18 protein-coding genes, 1 tRNA gene and 2 pseudogenes are annotated in these 20,397 nt (G+C 59.8%); 4 read left to right on the top strand and 17 right to left on the bottom strand.

Features of this window, described 5'->3' with window-relative positions:
- Positions 1 to 194: 194 nt before the first annotated feature.
- Positions 195 to 1,127, top strand: a pseudogene (locus AC23D4_RS01765) (Mu transposase domain-containing protein); the annotation flags it as partial.
- Positions 1,124 to 1,957, top strand: a complete 834-nt coding sequence (gene istB / locus AC23D4_RS01760; RefSeq protein ID WP_472890616.1) for an IS21-like element helper ATPase IstB — start codon at positions 1,124 to 1,126, stop codon at positions 1,955 to 1,957. The pseudogene AC23D4_RS01765 and the gene istB, both read left to right, overlap by 4 nt.
- 211 nt (positions 1,958 to 2,168) lie before the next feature.
- Here the strand turns inward: istB and AC23D4_RS01755 are convergent.
- The 11 genes and pseudogenes from AC23D4_RS01755 to aceA form a co-directional block, all read right to left on the bottom strand.
- Positions 2,169 to 2,582, bottom strand: a pseudogene (locus tag AC23D4_RS01755) (DDE-type integrase/transposase/recombinase); the annotation flags it as partial.
- A gap of 368 nt (positions 2,583 to 2,950) precedes the next feature.
- A tRNA-Pro gene (locus AC23D4_RS01750) sits at positions 2,951 to 3,027 on the bottom strand.
- A gap of 35 nt (positions 3,028 to 3,062) precedes the next feature.
- Positions 3,063 to 3,515 carry a MerR family transcriptional regulator gene (locus AC23D4_RS01745; protein WP_472889481.1) on the bottom strand — a complete coding sequence of 151 codons (453 nt, stop codon included), beginning with the start codon at positions 3,513 to 3,515 and terminating at the stop codon, positions 3,063 to 3,065.
- A 197-nt stretch (positions 3,516 to 3,712) separates the two neighbouring features.
- Entirely contained in the window at positions 3,713 to 4,039 is a 327-nt protein-coding gene (locus tag AC23D4_RS01740; protein WP_305362868.1) for an integration host factor subunit alpha, read from the bottom strand.
- A 31-nt stretch (positions 4,040 to 4,070) separates the two neighbouring features.
- Positions 4,071 to 6,497 carry a phenylalanine--tRNA ligase subunit beta gene (gene pheT, locus AC23D4_RS01735; protein WP_472889480.1) on the bottom strand — a complete coding sequence of 809 codons (2,427 nt, stop codon included), beginning with the start codon at positions 6,495 to 6,497 and terminating at the stop codon, positions 4,071 to 4,073.
- A gap of 9 nt (positions 6,498 to 6,506) precedes the next feature.
- A complete protein-coding gene (pheS, locus tag AC23D4_RS01730; RefSeq protein ID WP_472889479.1) occupies positions 6,507 to 7,559 on the bottom strand; it encodes a phenylalanine--tRNA ligase subunit alpha in 1,053 nt (350 codons plus the stop codon).
- A gap of 126 nt (positions 7,560 to 7,685) precedes the next feature.
- Entirely contained in the window at positions 7,686 to 8,045 is a 360-nt protein-coding gene (rplT, locus tag AC23D4_RS01725; protein WP_305362850.1) for a 50S ribosomal protein L20, read from the bottom strand.
- Positions 8,046 to 8,069: 24 nt separating this feature from the next.
- Complete coding sequence (gene rpmI / locus AC23D4_RS01720; protein WP_069048846.1) at positions 8,070 to 8,273, bottom strand: 50S ribosomal protein L35; 204 nt, start codon at positions 8,271 to 8,273, stop codon at positions 8,070 to 8,072.
- Between the two features lie 180 nt (positions 8,274 to 8,453).
- On the bottom strand, positions 8,454 to 8,990 hold the full coding sequence (gene infC / locus AC23D4_RS01715) for a translation initiation factor IF-3 (RefSeq protein WP_487623683.1): 537 nt from the start codon (positions 8,988 to 8,990) through the stop codon (positions 8,454 to 8,456).
- Positions 8,991 to 9,166: 176 nt separating this feature from the next.
- Positions 9,167 to 11,074, bottom strand: coding sequence for a threonine--tRNA ligase (thrS, locus tag AC23D4_RS01710; protein WP_472889478.1), 1,908 nt, complete (start codon positions 11,072 to 11,074; stop codon positions 9,167 to 9,169).
- A 248-nt stretch (positions 11,075 to 11,322) separates the two neighbouring features.
- On the bottom strand, positions 11,323 to 12,654 hold the full coding sequence (gene aceA, locus AC23D4_RS01705; RefSeq protein ID WP_472889477.1) for an isocitrate lyase: 1,332 nt from the start codon (positions 12,652 to 12,654) through the stop codon (positions 11,323 to 11,325).
- 396 nt (positions 12,655 to 13,050) lie between these two features.
- On the opposite strand from aceA, the gene AC23D4_RS01700 reads away from it, so the two are divergent.
- Entirely contained in the window at positions 13,051 to 14,004 is a 954-nt protein-coding gene (locus tag AC23D4_RS01700; RefSeq protein WP_472889476.1) for a DMT family transporter, read from the top strand.
- Positions 14,005 to 14,021: 17 nt separating this feature from the next.
- On the opposite strand, the gene AC23D4_RS01695 is transcribed toward AC23D4_RS01700, so the two are convergent.
- Positions 14,022 to 14,681 (bottom strand): sulfite exporter TauE/SafE family protein, encoded by a 660-nt coding sequence (locus tag AC23D4_RS01695; protein WP_472902489.1) that lies wholly within the window; start codon positions 14,679 to 14,681, stop codon positions 14,022 to 14,024.
- Between the two features lie 162 nt (positions 14,682 to 14,843).
- Positions 14,844 to 16,223, bottom strand: a complete 1,380-nt coding sequence (gene hemN / locus AC23D4_RS01690; RefSeq protein ID WP_472889474.1) for an oxygen-independent coproporphyrinogen III oxidase — start codon at positions 16,221 to 16,223, stop codon at positions 14,844 to 14,846.
- A 179-nt stretch (positions 16,224 to 16,402) separates the two neighbouring features.
- On the opposite strand from hemN, the gene fnr reads away from it, so the two are divergent.
- Positions 16,403 to 17,122, top strand: coding sequence for a fumarate/nitrate reduction transcriptional regulator Fnr (gene fnr, locus AC23D4_RS01685; protein WP_472889473.1), 720 nt, complete (start codon positions 16,403 to 16,405; stop codon positions 17,120 to 17,122).
- Between the two features lie 80 nt (positions 17,123 to 17,202).
- Here fnr and AC23D4_RS01680 read toward each other — a convergent pair whose 3' ends face one another.
- The 4 genes from AC23D4_RS01680 to ccoP all read right to left on the bottom strand — a co-directional run bounded on the left by AC23D4_RS01680 (position 17,203) and on the right by ccoP (position 20,379).
- Complete coding sequence (locus tag AC23D4_RS01680; protein ID WP_472889472.1) at positions 17,203 to 17,496, bottom strand: hypothetical protein; 294 nt, start codon at positions 17,494 to 17,496, stop codon at positions 17,203 to 17,205.
- Between the two features lie 95 nt (positions 17,497 to 17,591).
- Positions 17,592 to 17,891, bottom strand: a complete 300-nt coding sequence (locus tag AC23D4_RS01675) for a nitrogen fixation protein FixH (protein ID WP_472902487.1) — start codon at positions 17,889 to 17,891, stop codon at positions 17,592 to 17,594.
- Between the two features lie 35 nt (positions 17,892 to 17,926).
- Positions 17,927 to 19,300: a cytochrome c oxidase accessory protein CcoG gene (gene ccoG / locus AC23D4_RS01670; protein ID WP_472889482.1), complete on the bottom strand. Its 1,374-nt coding sequence runs from the start codon at positions 19,298 to 19,300 to the stop codon at positions 17,927 to 17,929.
- Positions 19,301 to 19,470: 170 nt separating this feature from the next.
- Positions 19,471 to 20,379, bottom strand: a complete 909-nt coding sequence (gene ccoP, locus AC23D4_RS01665; RefSeq protein ID WP_472889470.1) for a cytochrome-c oxidase, cbb3-type subunit III — start codon at positions 20,377 to 20,379, stop codon at positions 19,471 to 19,473.
- Between the last annotated feature and the right edge of the window lie 18 nt (positions 20,380 to 20,397).

Below are 20,397 nucleotides of genomic sequence, written 5' to 3'. Positions count from 1 at the left end.
ACTTTGACCCGGAGTTGCCGTTCTGAACAACGACGAATCTCCCACGCCAACAGCAAGGGCCCCTGACGGGGCCCTTGCTGTTGGTGGCGCACTCAGCACCGAAAGCCGCCACCAGAATCCGCCGCCACAAATGACCACCGGATTCCGTCACCATTTACCGCCGCCAGATTTACGCGGGTTTAGATCGCCGCTAACAGACCGCCGTGGACAAGGTCGGCGCGGGCAAGAAGCGCGTGATCAATGCGCGCTTTGAAGCCATGACGGGCCACTACCTGTTCGAGCCCGAGTTCTGCAACGTCGCCAGCGGCTGGGAGAAGGGCATCGTGGAGAAGAACGTGCGCGACCGGCGCAGCAGCATCTGGCACAAGGCGCTCAAACAGCGCTGGCCCAGCATGGAAGCGCTCAACGACTGGCTGGCCCAGGAGTGCCGCGCCGCGTGGGCCGAGCTCAACCACCCCGAGTGGCCCACGCTGAAGGTGGCCGACGTGCTGCAGGACGAACAACTGCGCCTCATGCCCAACCCCAAACCGTTTGATGGCTACGTGGAGGTGCTGGCCCGAGTCTCCAGCACGGCGCTGGTGCACCTGCAGCGCAACCGCTACAGCGTGCCGACCGAACACGCCCACGAGGTGGTCAGCCTGCGCCTGTATCCGGATCGCCTGGACGTTGTGGCCGAGAACACCCGCATCGCCAGCCATGCGCGCAGCTTCGAGCGCAGCCAGACCTTCTACGACTGGCGCCATTACGTGAGCCTGATCGAACGCAAGCCCGGGGCGCTGCGCAACGGTGCGCCCTTCGAGACCCTGCCCGAGCCATTGAAGAAGTTGCAGGCCATCCTGCTGCGCCACGAAGGCGGGGACCGGGTGATGGCACAGGTGCTGGCGGCCGTTCCGGTGCATGGGCTGGAGCCGGTGCTGGTGGCGGCCGAGCTGGCGCTGGAGAGCGGCAAGCCCAGTGGTGAGCATGTGCTCAACGTGCTGGCGCGTTTGAAGTCTGGCGGCCAGACGGGCGATGCCCAGGAGGTCAAGACGCCCTTGACGTTGGCGGTGCAGCCGCTGGCCAACGTGCAGCGTTACGACCGGCTGCGCTCGCTCGATGGTGACGACGCCCAAGGAGCGCAGCCATGAGCCAGGCCATCATCACAGCGCTCAAGGCATTGAAGCTGCACGGCATGGCCGCCAACTACCCCGAGGTGGCCGCGCAGGCGCGGCACACCGAGTTCAGTCCTGAGGCATTCCTGGGCCAGTTGCTGCGCGCCGAACAGGCCGAACGCACAGTGCGCTCCATGGCGTACCAGATGGGCGCGGCACGCTTCCCCGCCCACCGCGATCTTGCGGGCTTTGAATTCAGCCAGGCCGGTGTGGACGAAGCACTGGTGCGCACGCTGCATGGAGGCCAGTTCATTGACGCGGCCCACAACGTGGTGCTCATCGGCGGACCGGGTACGGGCAAGACCCACCTGGCCACGGCCATCGGCATCGAAGCGATCCAGCGTCACGGCAAACGGGTGCGGTTCTTCTCGACGGTGGAACTGGTCAATGCGCTGGAGCTGGAGAAGAGCCAGGGCAAGGCCGGGCAGTTGGCTCACCGGCTGGTTTACATGGACCTGGTGATCCTCGATGAACTGGGTTACCTGCCGTTCAGCCAGGCCGGTGGTGCCTTGCTGTTCCACCTGATCTCCAAGCTCTACGAGCGCACCAGCATACTGATCACGACCAACCTGAGCTTCGGGGAATGGAGCCAGGTGTTCGGCGACGCGAAGATGACGACGGCGCTGCTGGACCGGCTGACCCACCACTGCCACATCGTGGAGACAGGCAATGAAAGCTGGCGGTTCAAACACTCCAGCGCTGCAGCAAAGACAGGCCCGAGAAAGAAGCCCCGGACGGCCCAGAACGGCACGACTGAGAAAGGAGAAGCCGATGCACCAGCGGTAGACTTATCCACAGACGCGTAGCTCGGCTACACCCCAACAGGTGGGGTCAATATTGGATGGAAAGCCGGGGTCAGGATTGCGTGGAATTCAACACTACCAGCCGCACTCGGCTCTGAAATAGAGAGTACCGAACGCATCAGGCCACACAGGCACGCCAGAGTTAGTTGCCATGGCGATGCACGCTGGCCGTTTTCGGTCGGCCCCAGAAGCTCTCGGTCGGAGCGTTGTCCTAGCAGTTGCCTTTCCTACTCATCGAGGAACGCGTCTTCCAGACTTTCAAAGCATCCTGGAACTCGCCGCTTCAATTCTGGCTGCCCCTGTCGCTGTGGAATGTCAGACTAGGCGGCGGGCACCACCACTACCACCACGCCATGCCAGCGCGTCCTTGACCAGGCCCGGCTGCATGTGCGGCTGCAGGCTCCAGCCCACGACCTGTCGGCTGAACAGGTTGATGACCACAGCCAGGTACAGCCAGCTCTCGTCGGTGGCGATGTAGGTGATGTCACCACTCCACAACTGGTTGGAGGCCTCGGGGTTGACTTGCCGCTGCACCAGGTCTGGTGCCACCGGCAGGCTGTGTTTGCTGTCAGTCGCCACCACAAACTTGCGCTTGGGTACTGGCTCGGACGCCGTGCTGTTTCAGCATCTAGCGCAACCCTGTCCTTGCTTCCTTTTGAGTATGGGGTCACGTTGCGAATATGAGACGGCTCCGTGAAGACGGGGCCAAGTTCACCGCAAGGACGAACACTTCGGGGAGTTCAACTCATCCCTTTGCCTAGATGGCCACCATCGACAGGATCAAAGGCTGGATGTACGTGGAAGCGAAGCGAATCCGGTGAAGCGGTAGTCGCTTAGCGTCAGTGGCCCTAGATGCCCCAAGGCCAACTCAAACCAGGATTGTGTGTCCCTGGGTCTCCTGAGCCCAGGTGCCCAGTTTTAGGACACGGCTAGGACACGGAGCCAGAAAAAAGAAAAGGGGTTACAGCGGAAAGTGCTGTAACCCCTTGATTTTAATGGTCGGCGTGGCGGGATTCGAACTCGCGACCCCTTGCACCCCATGCAAGTGCGCTACCAGGCTGCGCTACACGCCGACAAGCCTCATAGTATAGCTGGCTATTCCAAGAATTCAGGCTCGAACACTCAGAAGCTCGCGAATTTCCAGCAGTTCGCGTCGCACTCCAACCCATTCCGCTCCCGAACTCTGGCTCATTGGCCTGATCAAGACTTCGTCAGCACTCCCAACCACCCGTGGGGCTGCAACCTCAAAGTCCATCACCTCGATCGCTTCATCGCCTTCGTGACGACGCTTGTCCCGCTCAGCATGCACGAGCTCCTGCAGTTTGTTGCGAGCGCCACTGATGGTGAAACCCTGGTCGTACAACAGTTCACGAATACGCCGAATCATCAGCACCTCATGATGCTGGTAGTAGCGCCGATTACCACGTCGCTTCATCGGACGCAGCTGGGTGAACTCCTGCTCCCAATACCGCAGCACATGCGGCTTGACGCCGCAAAGCTCGCCCACTTCACCGATAGTGAAGTAGCGCTTGGCCGGGATGGGAGGTAGCGTTTTTTCCATGAAAATCAAGGTGGTAGAGGCCGAACCTTGAAATTTACTCTAACACAGGCCAGTGCGGGTGAGCACACACAAATTCCCGCACATATTGCAGCCAAACGCCACTGTCTGGCAATTTCACACGTTTTTGCGGTGCACTTTCGACGTAAAAAAGCCCGGGGCTCAATGCCACCGGGCCGAATCGTCGTCACATCCCGGAATCAGTTGCCGATGACCGCTGTTTGCACCTGCTCCTTGAGCTTCGGGCTGGCGTGAAAGGTGACGACGCGGCGCGCCTCGATGGCCACCGGCTCACCTGTGCGTGGGTTTCGGCCGGGTCGCGGCGCCTTGGTGCGGATCTGAAAATTGCCAAAACCGGAAATTTTCACATCGGTGCCTTCGACCAGGCTGTCGGTGATGAGATCGAAGAACGCGTCAATCATGTCCTTGGACTCACGCTTGTTCAGCCCTATCTGATCAAACAACAGTTCGGCCAGTTGTGCTTTGGTCAGAGCCGGGGTTTCCAGGCTTTCGACAGCAAGTTCCATGAGTTGATGCTCCATCCTCGTTGTTGTTTGCTCAGGCACGCAGGCGGGCAGCCACGCGTTGAGCGAGTGATTCGAGTGCTCCGTTGACCGCTGCATCGATCTCGTCATCGGTCAGTGTAGCCTCGTCACGGCTCAGGGTCAGGCGCACGGCCAGACTCTTTTCATCAGCCGCCAGGCCGCCGGCGGGGGCATCACTCTGCTTCTTCGGCCGGTACACGTCGAACAGCACCGCGTCGCGCAGCAGGTCACCACCACCGGCACGAACAGCGGCCATCACGGCCGCGTGAGTGACCGACTCCTTGACCACGATGGCCAGATCACGCTCGACCGGCTGGTGGCGGCTCACGGCCTGGAACACCGGCACGTCGCGTCGCAGCACGGCATCCAGCTCCAGCTCAAACATCACCGGCGCCTGCACCAGATCGTAGGTCTGGCGCCATTTGGGGTGCAACTCACCCACATGGCCGATGCAGCGCTCGCCCAGCCACACGCTGGCGCAGCGGCCCGGGTGCATCGCGGGATGTTCGTCCGGCTTATAGGTTGCCTGCAACGGCGCCAACAGGGACTGCACGTCGCCCTTGACGTCAAAGAAGTCCACCGCACGCTCTGCAGTGCCCCACTGCAACGCGTCAACGGAGCCGAAACAAAGGCCGGCCACCCGCATGGGCTGGTCAAAGCCGGCCACGGTGGTGTCGCTGCCGGGCACCGAAGGATCCTTGCGGAATACGCGACCCAGTTCGAACAGGCGCACACGCTGGGCCTTGCGATCCAGGTTGAACTTGAGCACCGCCATCAGGCTGCCCAGCAGGGATGAACGCATCACGCTCATCTGACTGGCGATCGGGTTCTTCAGTTTGATCGGGTCGGCATTGCCGGCCAGCTCGCGCTCCCAGCGCTCTTCAACGAAGCTGAAGTTGATGGTTTCCTGGTAACCCAGTTGCGCCAGTTGTCGGCGTACGGCGAACGGGCCACGCCTGGATTCGGCGCGCAGCCTGGCGGTGATGGGCGCCAGCGGCGGATTCGTCGGCAACTGCTCGTAGCCGATGATCCGGGCCACTTCCTCGATCAGGTCTTCTTCGATCTGCAGGTCAAAGCGGAAGGCTGGCGGCGCCACGGTCACCGTGCCCTTGCCTTCGGTCACGTCCAGTCCCAGGCGGCGCAAGGCGCCCGCGCATTGCTCTTGCGAGACCGGCATGCCAATCACCTTGGCCGCACGGGCCACGCGCAGCGTGACCGGCTTGCCTTCGGGCAGCACCAGCGTCTGATCGTCCAGCGGACCGGCCTGACCGCCGCAAATGTCCAGCACCAGCTGCGTGATGCGCTCGACGTGTTCGACGGTCGTGGACGGGTCCACACCGCGCTCGAAGCGGTGACCAGCGTCGGTGCTGAAGTTGTAGCGGCGCGAACGGCCGGCAATCGCCTTGGGCCACCAGAAAGCGGCCTCGATGAAAATACTGGAGGTGTCGTCGGAGACAGCTGTGGCATCGCCGCCCATGATGCCGGCCAGAGACTCCACCTCCTTGTCGTCGGCGATCACACCCACGTTGGCATCGACCGTGATGGTGTTGCCATTGAGCAGCTTGAGCAGTTCGCCCTCGCGGCCCCAGCGCACCTGCAGGCCGCCGTGGATTTTGTCGAGATCGAAGATGTGCGAGGGGCGACCCAGCTCGAACATCACGTAGTTGGAGATGTCCACCAGCGGCGAGATGCTGCGCTGGCCACAGCGCGCCAGGCGCTCGACCATCCAGGCCGGCGTCTGCGCCTGGGTGTTCACACCGCGCACGACGCGGCCACTGAAACGACCACACAGATCGGGCGCCTGAACGCTCACGGACAGGCGGTCCTGAATCTGAACGGAAGCCTCCGGAAATTCGGGCTGCAGCAGTGGCGTATCGGTGAGCGCCGAGACTTCACGAGCGATGCCGTACACGCTCAGGCAGTGCGCCAGGTTGGGCGTGAGTTTGAGCGTGAACAGCATGTCGTCCAGACCCATCTGTTCGCGGATATCGCGGCCGATCACCGAGTCTTCACCCAGCTCCAGCAGACCGTGACTCTCTTCGGAAATCCGCAGCTCCTTGGCCGAGCACAACATGCCCTGGCTCTCCACGCCACGCAGCTTGCCGAGCTTGATGGCAAAGGGCTTTCCGTCTTCACCCGGTGGGAGCAAGGCGCCCACCGTGGCGCAAGGAATCTTGATGCCAGGGCGTGCGTTGGGCGCACCACAGACGATGTTCAGCGGAGCACCTTGCCCTACATCTACCTGGCACACACGCAGGCGGTCAGCGTTGGGGTGTTGCTCGGCACTCAGTATCTGGCCAACCACCACACCGGTGAAGGCGGGCGCGAACGGGCGCAGTTCTTCGACCTCCAGACCGGCCATGGTCAGGGTATCGGCCAGCTGCTGGCTGGTCAGGGATGGGTTGCAGAAGGCACGCAGCCAGGATTCGGGGAATTGCATGGTGGTCGCTTATCTGAACTGACTGAGGAAACGCACGTCGCCGTCGAAGAACAGACGCAGGTCGTTCACACCGTAGCGCAGCATGGTCAGGCGGTCCGGGCCCATGCCGAAAGCAAAGCCGATGTAGCGCTCGGGGTCCAGGCCCATGTTGCGAACCACGTTCGGGTGCACCTCACCTGAGCCTGCCACCTCCAGCCAGCGGCCGGCCAGCGGGCCGCTCTGGAACTGGATGTCGATCTCTGCGCTGGGCTCGGTGAACGGGAAAAAGCTCGGACGAAAGCGCAGCACCAGGTCGTCGGACTCGAAGAAGGTACGGCAGAAATCAGTGAAAACGACCTTCAGGTCCTTGAAGCTCACGTTCTCGCCGATCCACAGACCTTCGCACTGGTGGAACATGGGCGAATGCGTCGCGTCGCTGTCCACGCGGTAGGTCCGGCCAGGCGCGATGACGCGAATCTCCGGCATGGGCAGACCGGCGTCCAGCGCGGCGCGGTGGCGCTTGACGTGCTGCACCGCGTGGCGGATCTGCATCGGGCTGGTGTGGGTGCGCAGCAAATTCGGCGCTTTGTCGCTGCCGCCTTCGACGTAGAAGGTGTCGTGCATGGAACGCGCCGGGTGATCCTCGGGCGTATTCAGCGCGGTGAAGTTGAACCAGTCAGACTCGATTTCAGGCCCCTCGGCAACCTCGAAGCCTTGCGAGGCAAAGATGGCCTCGATACGCTCCAGCGTCAGGCTCACGGGGTGCAAACCGCCCAATCCACGCTGACGGCCCGGCAGACTCACGTCGAGTGCCTCGCCCTTGAGCTGGGTTTCGAGCTCGGCATCGGCCAGCGCCTGGCGCCGCTCGTTGAGGGCAGCCTCGATGGCCTGCTTCGCCACGTTGATCGCAGCGCCACGGGTCTTTTTCTCGTCGACCGGCAATGCTGCCATGCCCTTCATCAGCTCGGTGATGCGACCCGATTTGCCCAGGTACAGGGCTTTGGCGTTTTCCAGATCGGCCGGGGTGGCGGCTTGCGCGAAGCCAGCGCGGGCGCTGTCAACCAGTGCGTCCAACTCGTTCATGTGTGTCTTGTGCAGAGAAATGAAAAAAGGGGCTGAGAGCACCGAGGGAATCCCTCAAGCCTCAACCCCTTTGAGCGACGGGAAACCGCCATCACCTTTGCAGGCAACGACGTCTTCCGCCGTGAATCAAGCGGCCAGCTTGGCTTTGACTTGCTCCACGATGCTGTTGAAAGCAGCCACGTCGTTCACGGCCAGATCGGCCAGGACCTTGCGGTCGATCTCGATCTGGGCCTTCTTCAGACCGTTGGCGAACTGGCTGTACGTCAGGCCGCAAGCACGGGCACCGGCGTTGATACGCGCGATCCAGAGCTGACGGAAGACACGCTTCTTATTACGGCGGTCACGGTAGGCGTATTGCCCAGCCTTCATCACCGCCTGTTTGGCGATGCGGAAGACGTTACCGCGGCGACCGCGAAAACCCTTGGCAAGGGCGAGAACTTTTTTGTGGCGGGCGCGTGCCGTTACACCACGTTTGACGCGAGGCATGAGTGACTCCTTGTTCGTCGTTGATCAAATACCCATGCCGGGCAGCATCTGCGCCATGTGACCCATATTGGTCTCATGGACAGTCACTGCTCCACGCAGGTGGCGCTTGGTCTTGGTGGACTTCTTGGTCAAGATGTGACGTTTGAAGGCTTGACCGCGCTTGACGGTGCCACCGGGACGAACGCGGAATCGCTTCTTCGCGCTGCTCTTGGTCTTCATTTTGGGCATCTTCATGCTCCTTTTGATTTGTGCTCGTGAGGCGCCGCGAACCTTCCGCGGACTTGTTGGCCCCGAGCCACTTTTATGAAAGGCTTTACAACCTCTCTTTCAGCATCCGGCTTTTCAGCCAGTGCCTCGGACCGGCAGGAGACTACCCTGCCCGTCCAATACTGTTTATCACCGGTCCCTTCAGGTTGCCGATTGTTCAGCGCTTTGCGCTGGCGCCTCAGGTGACTTGGCTGCGGCCTTCTTGCGACCGGGTGCAATCATCATGATCATCTGGCGGCCTTCCAGCTTGGGAAACTGCTCCACGATGATCGAATCGGCCAGCTCGTCGCGAATACGGTTCAGCAGCGCCAGTCCCAAGTCCTGGTGCGTGATCTCGCGGCCGCGAAAGCGCAGCGTGATCTTGCATTTGTCGCCATCATCCAGAAAGCGTCGGATGTTGCGCATCTTGATGTTGTAGTCACCGTCGTCGGTGCCCGGGCGGAACTTGATTTCCTTGATTTCAATGACCGTCTGCTTGGCCTTCGCTTCCGCTGCCTTCTTCTGCTCCTGATACTTGAACTTGCCGTAGTCCATCAGGCGACAGACAGGCGGCACTGCGGTGGCCGCAATTTCGACCAGATCCACATCCAGCTCACCTGCCATGCGCAGTGCCTCCATCAGACTGACGATACCCAGCGGTTCGTTCTCGGGTCCGTTGAGGCGAACCTCAGGAGCCATGATTTCACGGTTCAGTCTGTGTGCACGCTCTTCACGTTGGCGGCGGTCGCGAAAATTGGTAGCTATGGTGTATTCCTTGATGTGGGCTGTTCAGACAGGCGGGCAACCTTCGTCACCCTCAATGCGCGCGCCACGTGCACCGCAGCATGGGAGGGGTATCAACCGGATGTTTGACTTCAAACCTTCGATGAAACGTCTGCCGCAATCAGTCTGGAAAAGTCTTCCAGCGGCATGACCCCGAGGTCTTTGTTACCTCGCGCCCGAACAGCCACGGCGCCAGCAGCCCTCTCTTTGTCGCCCACGACAATGATATAAGGCCGCTTTTGCAATGCGTGCTCGCGTATTTTATACGTTATTTTCTCGTTGCGCAGATCAGTCTCAACTCTAAGCCCTTGATTCTGCAGTGCTTTCGCGATTTCACGACAGTAGTCGGCTTGCGAATCGGTGATATTGAGCACCGACACCTGCACCGGCGCGAGCCAAACAGGCAGCGCACCGGCGTGTTCCTCGATCAAAATTCCGATGAAACGCTCCAGACTGCCAACGATGGCGCGGTGCAACATGACCGGACGATGGCGTGCGCCATCCTCACCCACGTACTCTGCATCCAGCCGCTCGGGCATGGAGAAATCCACTTGGATCGTGCCGCACTGCCACTGGCGTCCAATGGCATCCTTCAGCGTGTATTCAATCTTGGGGCCATAGAACGCACCTTCGCCCGGGGAAATTTCAAACTCGCACCCAGCCACGCGCAAGCTTTCCATCAAAGCGTGCTCGGCTTTGTCCCAGCTTTCATCGCTGCCAATGCGGGCATCCGGACGGGTGGCGATCTTGTAGATGATGTTCTTGAAACCGAAGTCGGCGTACACCTTCTGCAACAGCGCGGTGTAGGCTACGCACTCATCCAGAATCATGTCTTCGGTACAGAAGATGTGCCCATCATCCTGCGTGAACGCACGCACGCGCATGATGCCATGCAGGCCGCCGGTGGGCTCGTTGCGGTGGCACTGGCCAAACTCGCCATAACGCAGCGGCAGGTCGCGATAGCTCTTGATCCCCTGCTTGAAAATCAGGATGTGACCAGGGCAATTCATCGGTTTGAGCGCGTATTCACGCTTCTCCGACTCGGTGGTGAACATGTTGTCGCGGTACTTGTCCCAGTGCCCCGTCTTCTCCCAGAGGCCTTTGTCCAGGATCTGAGGGCCCTTGACTTCCTGATAGCCGTTGTCACGGTAGACCTGCCGCATGTACTGCTCGACCCCTTGCCACACCGTCCAGCCTTGGGGGTGCCAGAACACGGTGCCCGGCGAGTGTTCGTCGATGTGGAACAGATCCAGCTCACGGCCCAACTTGCGATGGTCGCGCTTTTCAGCCTCCTCCAGCATGGTCAGGTGCTGCTGCAGTTCGTCCTTGGTGGCCCAAGCCGTGCCGTAGATGCGCTGCAGCATTTCGTTGCGGTGATCGCCACGCCAGTAGGCACCTGCCACCTTCATCAGCTTGAAGTGCTTGAGCTTGCCGGTGCTCGGCACGTGCGGGCCACGGCACAGGTCTTCGAAGTTGCCTTCGCGGTACAGGGACACGTCTTCGTTGCTGGGAATGCTCGCAATGATCTCGGCCTTGTAATGCTCACCCAGGTTCTTGAAATACGCCACGGCCTCATCGCGCGGCAACACGCGGCGCACCACCGGTTCGTCCTTGTTGGCCAACTCGGTCATCTTCTTTTCGATGGCCACCAGGTCTTCGGGCGTGAACGGGCGCTTGTACGAGAAGTCGTAAAAGAAGCCGTGCTCGATCACAGGACCGATGGTCACCTGGGCATCCGGGAAAAGCTCTTTCACCGCGTAGGCCAATAAATGGGCGGTGGAGTGGCGGATGACTTCCAGACCATCGGCATCCTTGGCGGTGATGATGGACAGCGGGCAGTCGGCCGTAATTTGAAAGCTGGTATCCACCACCCTGTCCCCGATCTTGCCGGCGAGTGCGGCCTTGGCCAGCCCGGTACCAATCGAAGCAGCGACTTCGGCCACCGTGACCGGGCCGGGAAATTCGCGTTGGGAACCGTCGGGAAGTGTGATGTGAAGCATGGGGAGTCCAGAAACAAAAAAAGCGCGGCATGGGCCGCGCTGGATGTGATCGAAAAAAGAAATCGGGCAGGCGCGAACTGCAGGCCTCAGGAGACCAGGGAGAACATCACACGAGTTCGCGGTGTCATAACCAGATTGCCTTTCTCGCTCTTGCTGCTTGATGAATATTTGAATTTTCCCACAAAAAAGCCCGGGGCTGGCCCGGGCTCCTGTCTCTTCAGCCTCTGCAGGCCCCGTTGAGCATCAGATCAGTGGAACTGCTCTTCTTCGGTCGAGCCGGTCAAAGCTTTCACGCTGGAAGAACCACCCTGGATCACGGTGGTCACGTCGTCGAAGTATCCAGCGCCGACTTCCTGCTGGTGCGACACAAAGGTGTAGCCTTTTTCACGGGCGGCGAACTCAGGTTCTTGCACCATTTCGGTGTAGTGCTTCATGCCTTCGCCGCGGGCGTAGGCATGGGCGAACTGGAAGGTGTTGAACCAGTTGATGTGGATGCCGGCCAGCGTGATGAACTGGTACTTGTAGCCCAGCGCGGCCAGATCTTCCTGGAACGAGGCGATCTGCTTGTCGTTGAGGTTTTTCTTCCAGTTGAAGGAAGGCGAGCAGTTGTACGACAGCAGCTTGCCGGGACATGCGGCCTGCACGGCCTGGGCGAATTCGCGGGCGAAACCGATGTCGGGCACGCCAGTCTCGCACCACACCAGGTCGGCGTAGGGGGCGTAGGCAATGCCGCGGCTGATGGCCTGCTCCAGGCCGTTCTTGACGCGGTAGAAGCCTTCCTGGGTACGCTCGCCGGTGAGGAAAGGCTTGTCGTTGGCGTCGTGGTCGCTGGTGATCAGGTTGGCGGCTTCGGCGTCGGTACGGGCCAGCACAATGGTGGACACACCCATCACGTCGGCGGCGAAGCGCGCGGAAATCAGCTTCTCGCAAGCCTCTTGCGTGGGCACCAGCACCTTGCCACCCATGTGGCCGCACTTCTTCACGGCCGCCAGCTGGTCTTCGAAGTGCACGCCGGCTGCACCGGCGGCGATCATGTTCTTCATCAGCTCGAAGGCGTTGAGAACGCCGCCAAAGCCGGCTTCTGCATCGGCCACGATGGGCAGGAAGTAGTCGATGAACTCAGGGCTGCCCGGCTCGATGCCACGGCCCCACTGGATTTCGTCGGCGCGCTTGAAGGTGTTGTTGATGCGGCGAACCATGGTGGGCACCGAGTCGTAGGCGTAGAGCGACTGGTCGGGGTACATGGTCTCGGATGTGTTGCCATCGGCAGCCACCTGCCAGCCCGACAGGTACACGGCTTCCAGGCCGGCCTTGGCTTGCTGCATGGCTTGGCCAGCAGAGATGGCGCCGAAGGCGTTCACGTAGCCTTTCTTCGCGCCGCCGTTGACCTTGTCCCAAAGCTTTTCGGCACCGCGCTTGGCCAGTGTGTGTTCGATCTGCATGCTCCCGCGCAGACGCACGACGTCAGCAGCAGAGTAACCGCGCTTGACACCTTTCCATCGCGGGTTGGTGGCCCAGTCTTTTTCCAAGGCTTCGATCTGCTGTTGGCGGCTCAGTTGCTCGTTAAGGGATTGGGGCATTTGAAGACTCTCCGTGAGGTTGATGAAAAGGGGTCGGCGCTCTCACCATGCAAGCCAGATGCCGATGTATGAACTTTAAGTCTTATAGAAGAGTTTTTAAAGCTCTTATGTCTTATATAAGATAAAATATTTCTCATTTAAAATCAACAATGTTTACAAAACATTTCTCAATACGATATTTTATTTCTTGTATTGAGAAATTTTTTTGCAGCGCAACACATCCTGTTTTCACATTAAGAAAAGACGTTCTCTCATCCCGGAATAGATAAAGCACCATCCCTGTGGGTGCCCCGCGCATGCGACCCACCTCCAGGACGCACGTATTCCAGGCGAGCTGTGTCTGCACATACCGGCTGCGAGGCTGGAGTGACGGGGCTTCGGGCATGATCTGCGGCCATGCACGCTTCCATCACAACAACCCCTGCGATACCGCGTTGGTGGGCCTACGCTTGCCTGGCCCTGAGTATGTCGCTGGTCGGCAGCTACGTGGCACTGTCCAAACCTCTTGTGCTGGTCTTTCCGGTTTTTCTGCTGGCCTGGCTGCGCTTCGGCATCGGAGGAATCGCCATGTGGCGCTGGCTGCGCAAGCCAGCGGAGGAACCTCCGTTTTCGCCCCGAACACGCCGCCTTCTGTTCCTGGAATCCTTCCTCGGCAACTTCCTGTTTTCGATCTGCATGCTGTTTGGTGTCAGCTTGACCACGGCCGTGGCCGCTGGTGTGGTGATGGCGGCCATTCCGGCGGTGGTGGCGATTCTGAGCCGCATCTTTCTGAAAGAACGCATCGGTCGCCGGACAACTGCCACCATTGCTTGCGCCGCGCTCGGTATCGGCTTGTTCTCTCTGCAAAAACCCGATGTCGGCCTGGCCGGATCGCAAGAATTGACATTCCTGGGACTGGGATATTCGGTCTGGGGCAACATGCTCGTGTTCGCTGCCGTGGTGTGTGAAGCATCCTATGTGGTGATCGGCAAGAAGCTGACTGAAGGCCTCGGGCCCAAACGCATCTCTGCCATCATCAACCTCTGGGGTTTTGCGCTGGTCACGCCGTTTGGCTTGTGGGCAGCGTGGCATTTCGATTTCACGGCGGTCAGCGGCGGAATCTGGGGCCTACTGGTGTTCTATGGGCTCGCCGCCAGCATGTGGACCGTCTGGCTGTGGATGACCGGGCTTCGGACAGTACCTGCCTCACGTGCGGGCGTGTTCACGGTGATGCTACCGGTTAGTGCCGCGGCCATCGGGGTGCTGTTCATGGGAGAACGGTTGACGCCGTTGCAGATGCTGGCGTTCGGTATCGCGCTACTGGGCTTGATCCTGGCAACCCTGCCCGCTCGCCAGTCGACCAAGCGCTGACCCGCTTCAGCTACCGGTCACAGGCAGAACAAGCCAGTGGGGTTGGTCAGCCCCATCCAGAGTGCCCAGCCAGAAGTCAGAGCAAGCGCCAAGCCGGCCAAGCGGATGGCCCAAGCTCCCGATTGACCGCCTCGCAGGCGCAGCAACAACCAGGGAGCCGCCGTGAGGGAAATGGAAGTACCCAATGAGAACAGCGCCATGATGGCAGCTCCCTCGAACACGTTCGCCGAGAGCGATGCCACGAGCAAGGCGGAATACAGCAGACCGCACGGCATGAACGCCCAGCCGATACCCAACACAATGGGCGCACGGGGGCCCAAGCGGGTAAGCACCGGGCGTGCCTTGCGCCACAGCGATTGGCCCAGGCTGTCAATCCAGGCGGGTTGGCGTGCTTGCCAGATCAGTGCCAGCCCAAGGAGAAATGCCGCCGCGTGGAACATGGTCCAGAGCGGCCGGATCGCGATGGTGTTGGTCCCCAGCACCGCAAGCCCCTGGACCGATCCCGCTGCGAAAGCGCCGAACAGTGAATAACCCAGCATGCGACTGAACTGGAAGGACCACAAAGCCTGCGTGCTGCGAGCTCCCGCCGCGCGGCTGATCCCGGCGCAGGCTGCACCGCACATGGCAACGCAGTGGGGGCCCCCCACGATGCCCATGAACAGGGCCGTGATCGCCATGGAAGTTTGCATGAAAGAACTGTAGCAGTGTGTGCGTCTTGGCCTTCGAAGGCAAAGTCAAACCCGCACCCACAAGGATTGGATGCTTTTTTCCAGCGCACGCGCCAACTCGTGCGCATTTCTCGCGGGCCGAGCCCCGCCCCAGGTATCCGAATTGACCGTTCAGATGATCTTTGAAAACCGGGCCCGGTCCAGATCAACCTGCAGGTTCTTGTCGAACACCATGGCAATGGCCCGGACCAGATACCAGCCCGTCGGCGTGACCTGAACACCGCTGTCATCCAGGGTGACCAAGCCGTGTTCGGCCAGTCCGGCCAACACCTCGAGTTCACGCGCGAAGTAGCTTTTGAATTCGATCAGATGCCCCAGTTCGATCGATTCGTACTGCAGCTGACCCTGACACATGATGGACATGATGACGGCACGGCGCAGCAGATCATCGCGCGTGAGCACAAGACCACGCACGATGGGCAGCCTGCCCTGATCGAGGGCATCGTAGTACTCCTCCAGCGTCTTGGCGTTCTGGCTGTAGGTAGCACCGATGCGACCAATAGCGGAAACCCCCAGAGCGATCAGATCACAATCGGGCTGCGTGCTGTAGCCCTGAAAGTTGCGATGCAGGCGGCCCTGGCGCTTGGCAACCGCGAGTGCATCCGTCGGCAGGGCGAAATGGTCCATGCCCACGTAAACATACCCGGCATCGCTCATGGCATCCAGCGATGCTGACAACATGGACAGCTTGTCGCCAGGACTGGGCAACTCGGCGGAAATGATGCGACGTTGTGGCTTGAAGCGGGACGGGAGATGCGCATAGGCGTATAGCGCAATGCGGTCCGGCCGCAACTGGTTCACTTGCGCGAGCGTGCGTGCAAACGACTCGGGCGTCTGCAGCGGCAGACCGTAGATCAGATCAACGTTGACCGACTCGAAACCGATCTTGCGCGCAGTGTCCACCAGCGCGAACACCTGTTCAGCGGGTTGCACGCGGTGCACCGCTTTCTGAACGGCAGGGTCGAAATCCTGGACACCAAAACTGAGACGGTTGAAGCCCAGTCTCGCCAAGGTCTGAAGCCGCTGGTCGGTCACGGTCCGGGGATCCACCTCGATCGAGTACTCGCCACCCGGCACCAACTTGAAGTTGCGCCGGATCATCGTCATGAGATCCTCAAGCTCTGCATCGGACAGAAAGGTAGGCGTGCCGCCACCCAGGTGCAACTGGGACACGCTGTGCCCCTTCCCAAAATGCTGGACCTGCAACTCCACCTCACGTGACAGGTAGCGCAGGTATTCGGCCGCCCGTTCGTGGTGTTTGGTGATGACCTTGTTGCAGGCGCAGTAATAGCAGACCGACTCGCAGAACGGAATGTGTACGTAGATGCTGAGCGGAAGAGCCAACGAGCCGGCTCTGCGCTGCTCCAGCGCTTGTATATAGTCGCCCTCGGTGAACGCTTCCACAAAGCGGTCAGCCGTCGGGTACGACGTGTACCGCGGACCGGGAACATCGAATCGCTTGAGCAATTCATCGGAAATGGCGTGACTCACAAACTGTTCTCCAATGCTGAGCCCCGAATGTGCACCAGGCTCGCAGATCCTCCCTTGATCTTGATCAAGCCCCCGTGTGTTCGCAAGCCATCGCTCCCAGGAAGGGCCTGGCACGCGGCCATTTCCTCGACACAAGTCCCAGCTATGCGTTAAGCTCACCACCGATTTCCGGATAATTTATGGACGCACAAAGCATCAAAGTCGCCTGTTCGAGTTGCAACCTGCGAGAATTGTGTCTACCCATGGGTCTCAACCCAGACGAAATGGACAAGCTCGACAATGTCATTTCGGCGCGGCGACGCATCAAACGCGGGTCGGCACTTTTCAGTACGGGTGACCGGTTCACCTCGCTTTACGCGGTGCGTTCCGGCTTCTTCAAAACCTGTGTCACCACGGCCGATGGCAGGGATCAAGTGACCGGCTTCCAGATGACCGGAGAGATCATCGGCCTGGATGGCATCGTGAGCGACCGCCATTCCTGCGATGCCATCGCACTGGAAGATGCTGAAGTCTGTGTGATGCCGTTTGATCAAGTCGAGGAACTCTCCCGAGAGTTCACCACCCTTCAACACCATGTGCACAAGATCATGAGCCGCGAAATTGTGCGCGACCACAGTGTCATGCTGCTGCTTGGCAGCATGCGCGCAGAAGAACGCCTCGCGGCGTTCCTGCTGAATTTGGTTCAGCGCCTGCACGCCCGCGGCTTCTCCCAGTCCGAGCTGATTCTCCGCATGACACGCGAAGAAATTGGTAGCTACCTGGGCATGAAGCTGGAGACGGTGAGCCGCACTTTTTCCAAGTTCGTGGACGAAGGCATCATCGAGGTCAAACAGCGTTACGTCCACATCAAAAACACCGAAGGGCTCAAGCTGATCGTGACCCCCCCGACCGGTCACTGAACCCAACATCTGTCCCAACAGGAAGCCTCAGCTGGAAACACTCCGCTGGGGTTTTTTATTTTGGAGATCTGCAGGAGCGTTCAGGAACAAGATTCATTCTTGGCACAATCCCGCGGCCGCTGATCCGGCGGGACGGGACACCGGTTCACTTCAAAAGGTGACATGGACAGCAAAGAGGTGAGTGCACTCGACACCATGGCCACGATCCAGAAGGTGAAAAATGCCAGCGTGTAGACCGCTGGACGAGACAACTCCAGAGGAGCCCCAAACCAGTGAAGATCACTCGGATCGATCATGGCAAACACGATCATCTCCAGAACCGCCGCCACCAAAAATGCGGGCCACGCAATCCACATCCATCGTTGAGCCGTCATTCCTGTTTCTCCTCGGGTGTTGTTGTGATCGATTCCGGGCATAACCGGTGCATAGTCGTTCAGGCCATGGCTTGGGATAGTCGCAGCACGCGCTATTACTTCGTCGGTGGCACCACAGGGGAGGCTGCGTGGTTCCGAGCCTGGTGAGCCGGTTGAAGTTGAATCAGCGCTTCGGCACGAGCTTGTCCGTCCAGCATCTGGGCCGCCTTCAGGTCGCGCTCAAAGTCGGCCTTGTTGAGCACCGGGTCTGCGCCCTTCACTGCAATGACGGCCGTGATGATGGCGGCCACAACAACCACCAATGGCCCCCCCACCACCAGCCACATGTGGGGAACGCGCCACCAAGGAATCGGGAGCTGTTCATTGACCGGTGTTTTGAGTATTGTGGTGTTCATAGGGAATCTTGAAACGGGTTGACTGAAAGTGGTGCTCAGCGCGGTACCAGGAAGGCCGCTTTTTCGGTGACACGTGTGCCCGAATCTCCGACAGCCTGGATTTCGAAATAGATGGAATGGGAACCGGTGGCAGCGGTTCCCGGGGGAACCTGGACCCGCATGACCGCAGAGCGTACTTCCGTCGGCAATACTTCAATCTCTGTTTCCGACGCAATGGCAATGCCCGGCAATCCGGAAACACCGATCACATAGCGTTGTGAGCGCTCGGTCGCGTTCATCACCTGCAACCGGAAGACGTTTTCGATGCGTCCCTGTTCCACCATGCGTGCCAACGCACCGCGGTCCCGGATGACATCAACCTTGAGTGGCTTGCGCAGAAACAGACTGACCATAACCGCGAGGCTGATGGCCAACAGGATGCCTGTGTACACCAGAACCCGCGGACGCATGGCCCGACGGATCATCTGCTGGGAGTTCCATCCTTGTGCAATACCGTTCTGGGTCGAGTATTTGACCAGTCCACGCGGATAGCCCACCTTGTCCATCACTTCGTCGCAGACGTCGATACAGGCACCACAACCGATGCACTCGTACTGCAGACCGTTGCGGATATCGATGCCCGTCGGACAAACCTGAACACACAGCGTGCAGTCTACGCAGGCACCCAGTCCCAGTGCTTTGGGGTCGGCCTTCTTCGAGCGCGGGCCACGCGGTTCACCGCGTTTTTCGTCGTAGGTCACGATCATCGTGTCCTTGTCAAACATCGCGCTCTGGAAGCGCGCGTAAGGACACATGTATTTGCAAACCTGTTCACGCATGAAGCCAGCGTTGCCGTAGGTGGCAAAACCGTAGAAAAATATCCAGAAAGTCTGCCACGGCCCCAGCGAAGCGGCCAGCGAGACCGCGGCCAACTCCCGAATCGGTGTGAAGTAGCCGACAAAGGTAAAACCGGTCCACAGCGAGAACAGAATCCAGAGTGCGTGCTTCGACCACTTCTTCCCGAACTTGCCAGCTGAAAACGCCGAATCGTCCAGACGCATGCGCGCCGAGCGGTCACCCTCGACCTTTTTTTCGATCCAGAGGAAAATTTCGGTGTAGACCGTCTGTGGACAGGCGTAACCACACCACAAACGACCGGCAACAGCCGTAAACAGGAACAATGCCAGGGCTGCAATGACGAATAGACCCGTCAGGTAAATGAAGTCCTGCGGATACAGTACCAAGCCAAAAATGTAAAAACGGCGCGCCTCAAGATCGAAGAGCACCGCCTGTCGGGCATTCCACTCTAGCCAAGGCAACCCGTAGAAAACGATCTGGGTGATCCAGACTGTGATCCAGCGCCACTGGGAAAACAGACCCGAAACCGATCGCGGGTATATTTTCTTGCGCGAAGCGTAGAGAGAAACCATGACCTCATCGTCTGCAGGAACCCCCTTGGGCGGTGGTTCCGGAACGGTGGGAGAGATGGTGGTCTGAATGGCGTTGGTGTCTGGCTTGGCGGAACTCACGAAGAACCCGATGTTGGGAAAAGAAAAAAGTTGCAGCGGTCGACCCGACCGCTGCAACTCTCTTTAAACGCTCAATTGGCCGATTTATTGGACATGCCCCATACATAGGAGGCCAGCACATTGATCTGAGCTTCGTTCAACAAAGCCGACTGGCCAGGCATCTGGTTGTTATAGCCATTGTTGATCGAACGGATGATGGCCTCTTCACCCCAGCCGTGCAGCCAGATACCGTCGGTCAGGTTGGGAGCACCCACAGCTGCCATACCCTTGCCGTCCATGCCATGACAAGCCGCACAAGCAGCGAACTTTTCTTTGCCTTGGGTGGCCCGCACGGAGTCGTGAGGACTGCCAGACAGGCTCAGCACAAAATTCGCCACGTTGCGCACGTCTTCAGCACTGCCCACGGCAGCAGCCATGGGGGGCATGACACCGACACGGCCCTGCGTGATGACCGTCTTGATGGTCGCATGATCACCACCACCCAGCCAGTCATTATCGGTCAGGTTGGGAAAGCCTTTGGCACCGCGCGCATCCGATCCATGGCACTGGGCACAGTAGTTCATGAACAGGCGCTCACCGATTGCCATGGCTTCGGAGTCACCAGCAATCTGCTCGGGAGTCATGCCGCTGAATTTGGCGTAGATGGGGGCGATTGCCGCCTCCACCTTGGCAACTTCAGCTGTGTGTTGACCCTGCGAACTCCAGCCCAGTGCACCCTGAAATTTGCCAAACATGGGATACAACGCACCATAGGCCAGTGCGAAGATGACCGTGATGACGAACAGATACACCCACCACCTGGGTAGCGGGTTGTTCATCTCCGCCAAGTCGCCGTCCCAGACGTGCCCGGTGGTGTTGTCGGCATGGGTGGTCGCCTTGGTAGTGCCGCTGATCCAGAGCAGGACCAAGCAGGCGATGATGCTGATCAGCGTCAGTCCACCCACGTAGAGGTGCCAGAAATCACTTGTAAAGTCGCTCATGATGTTTCTCTTGTTGGT

The sequence above is a fragment of the Hydrogenophaga sp. L76 genome (genome assembly GCF_057654755.1).
This window is presented reverse-complemented; position numbering and strand designations above follow the sequence as displayed.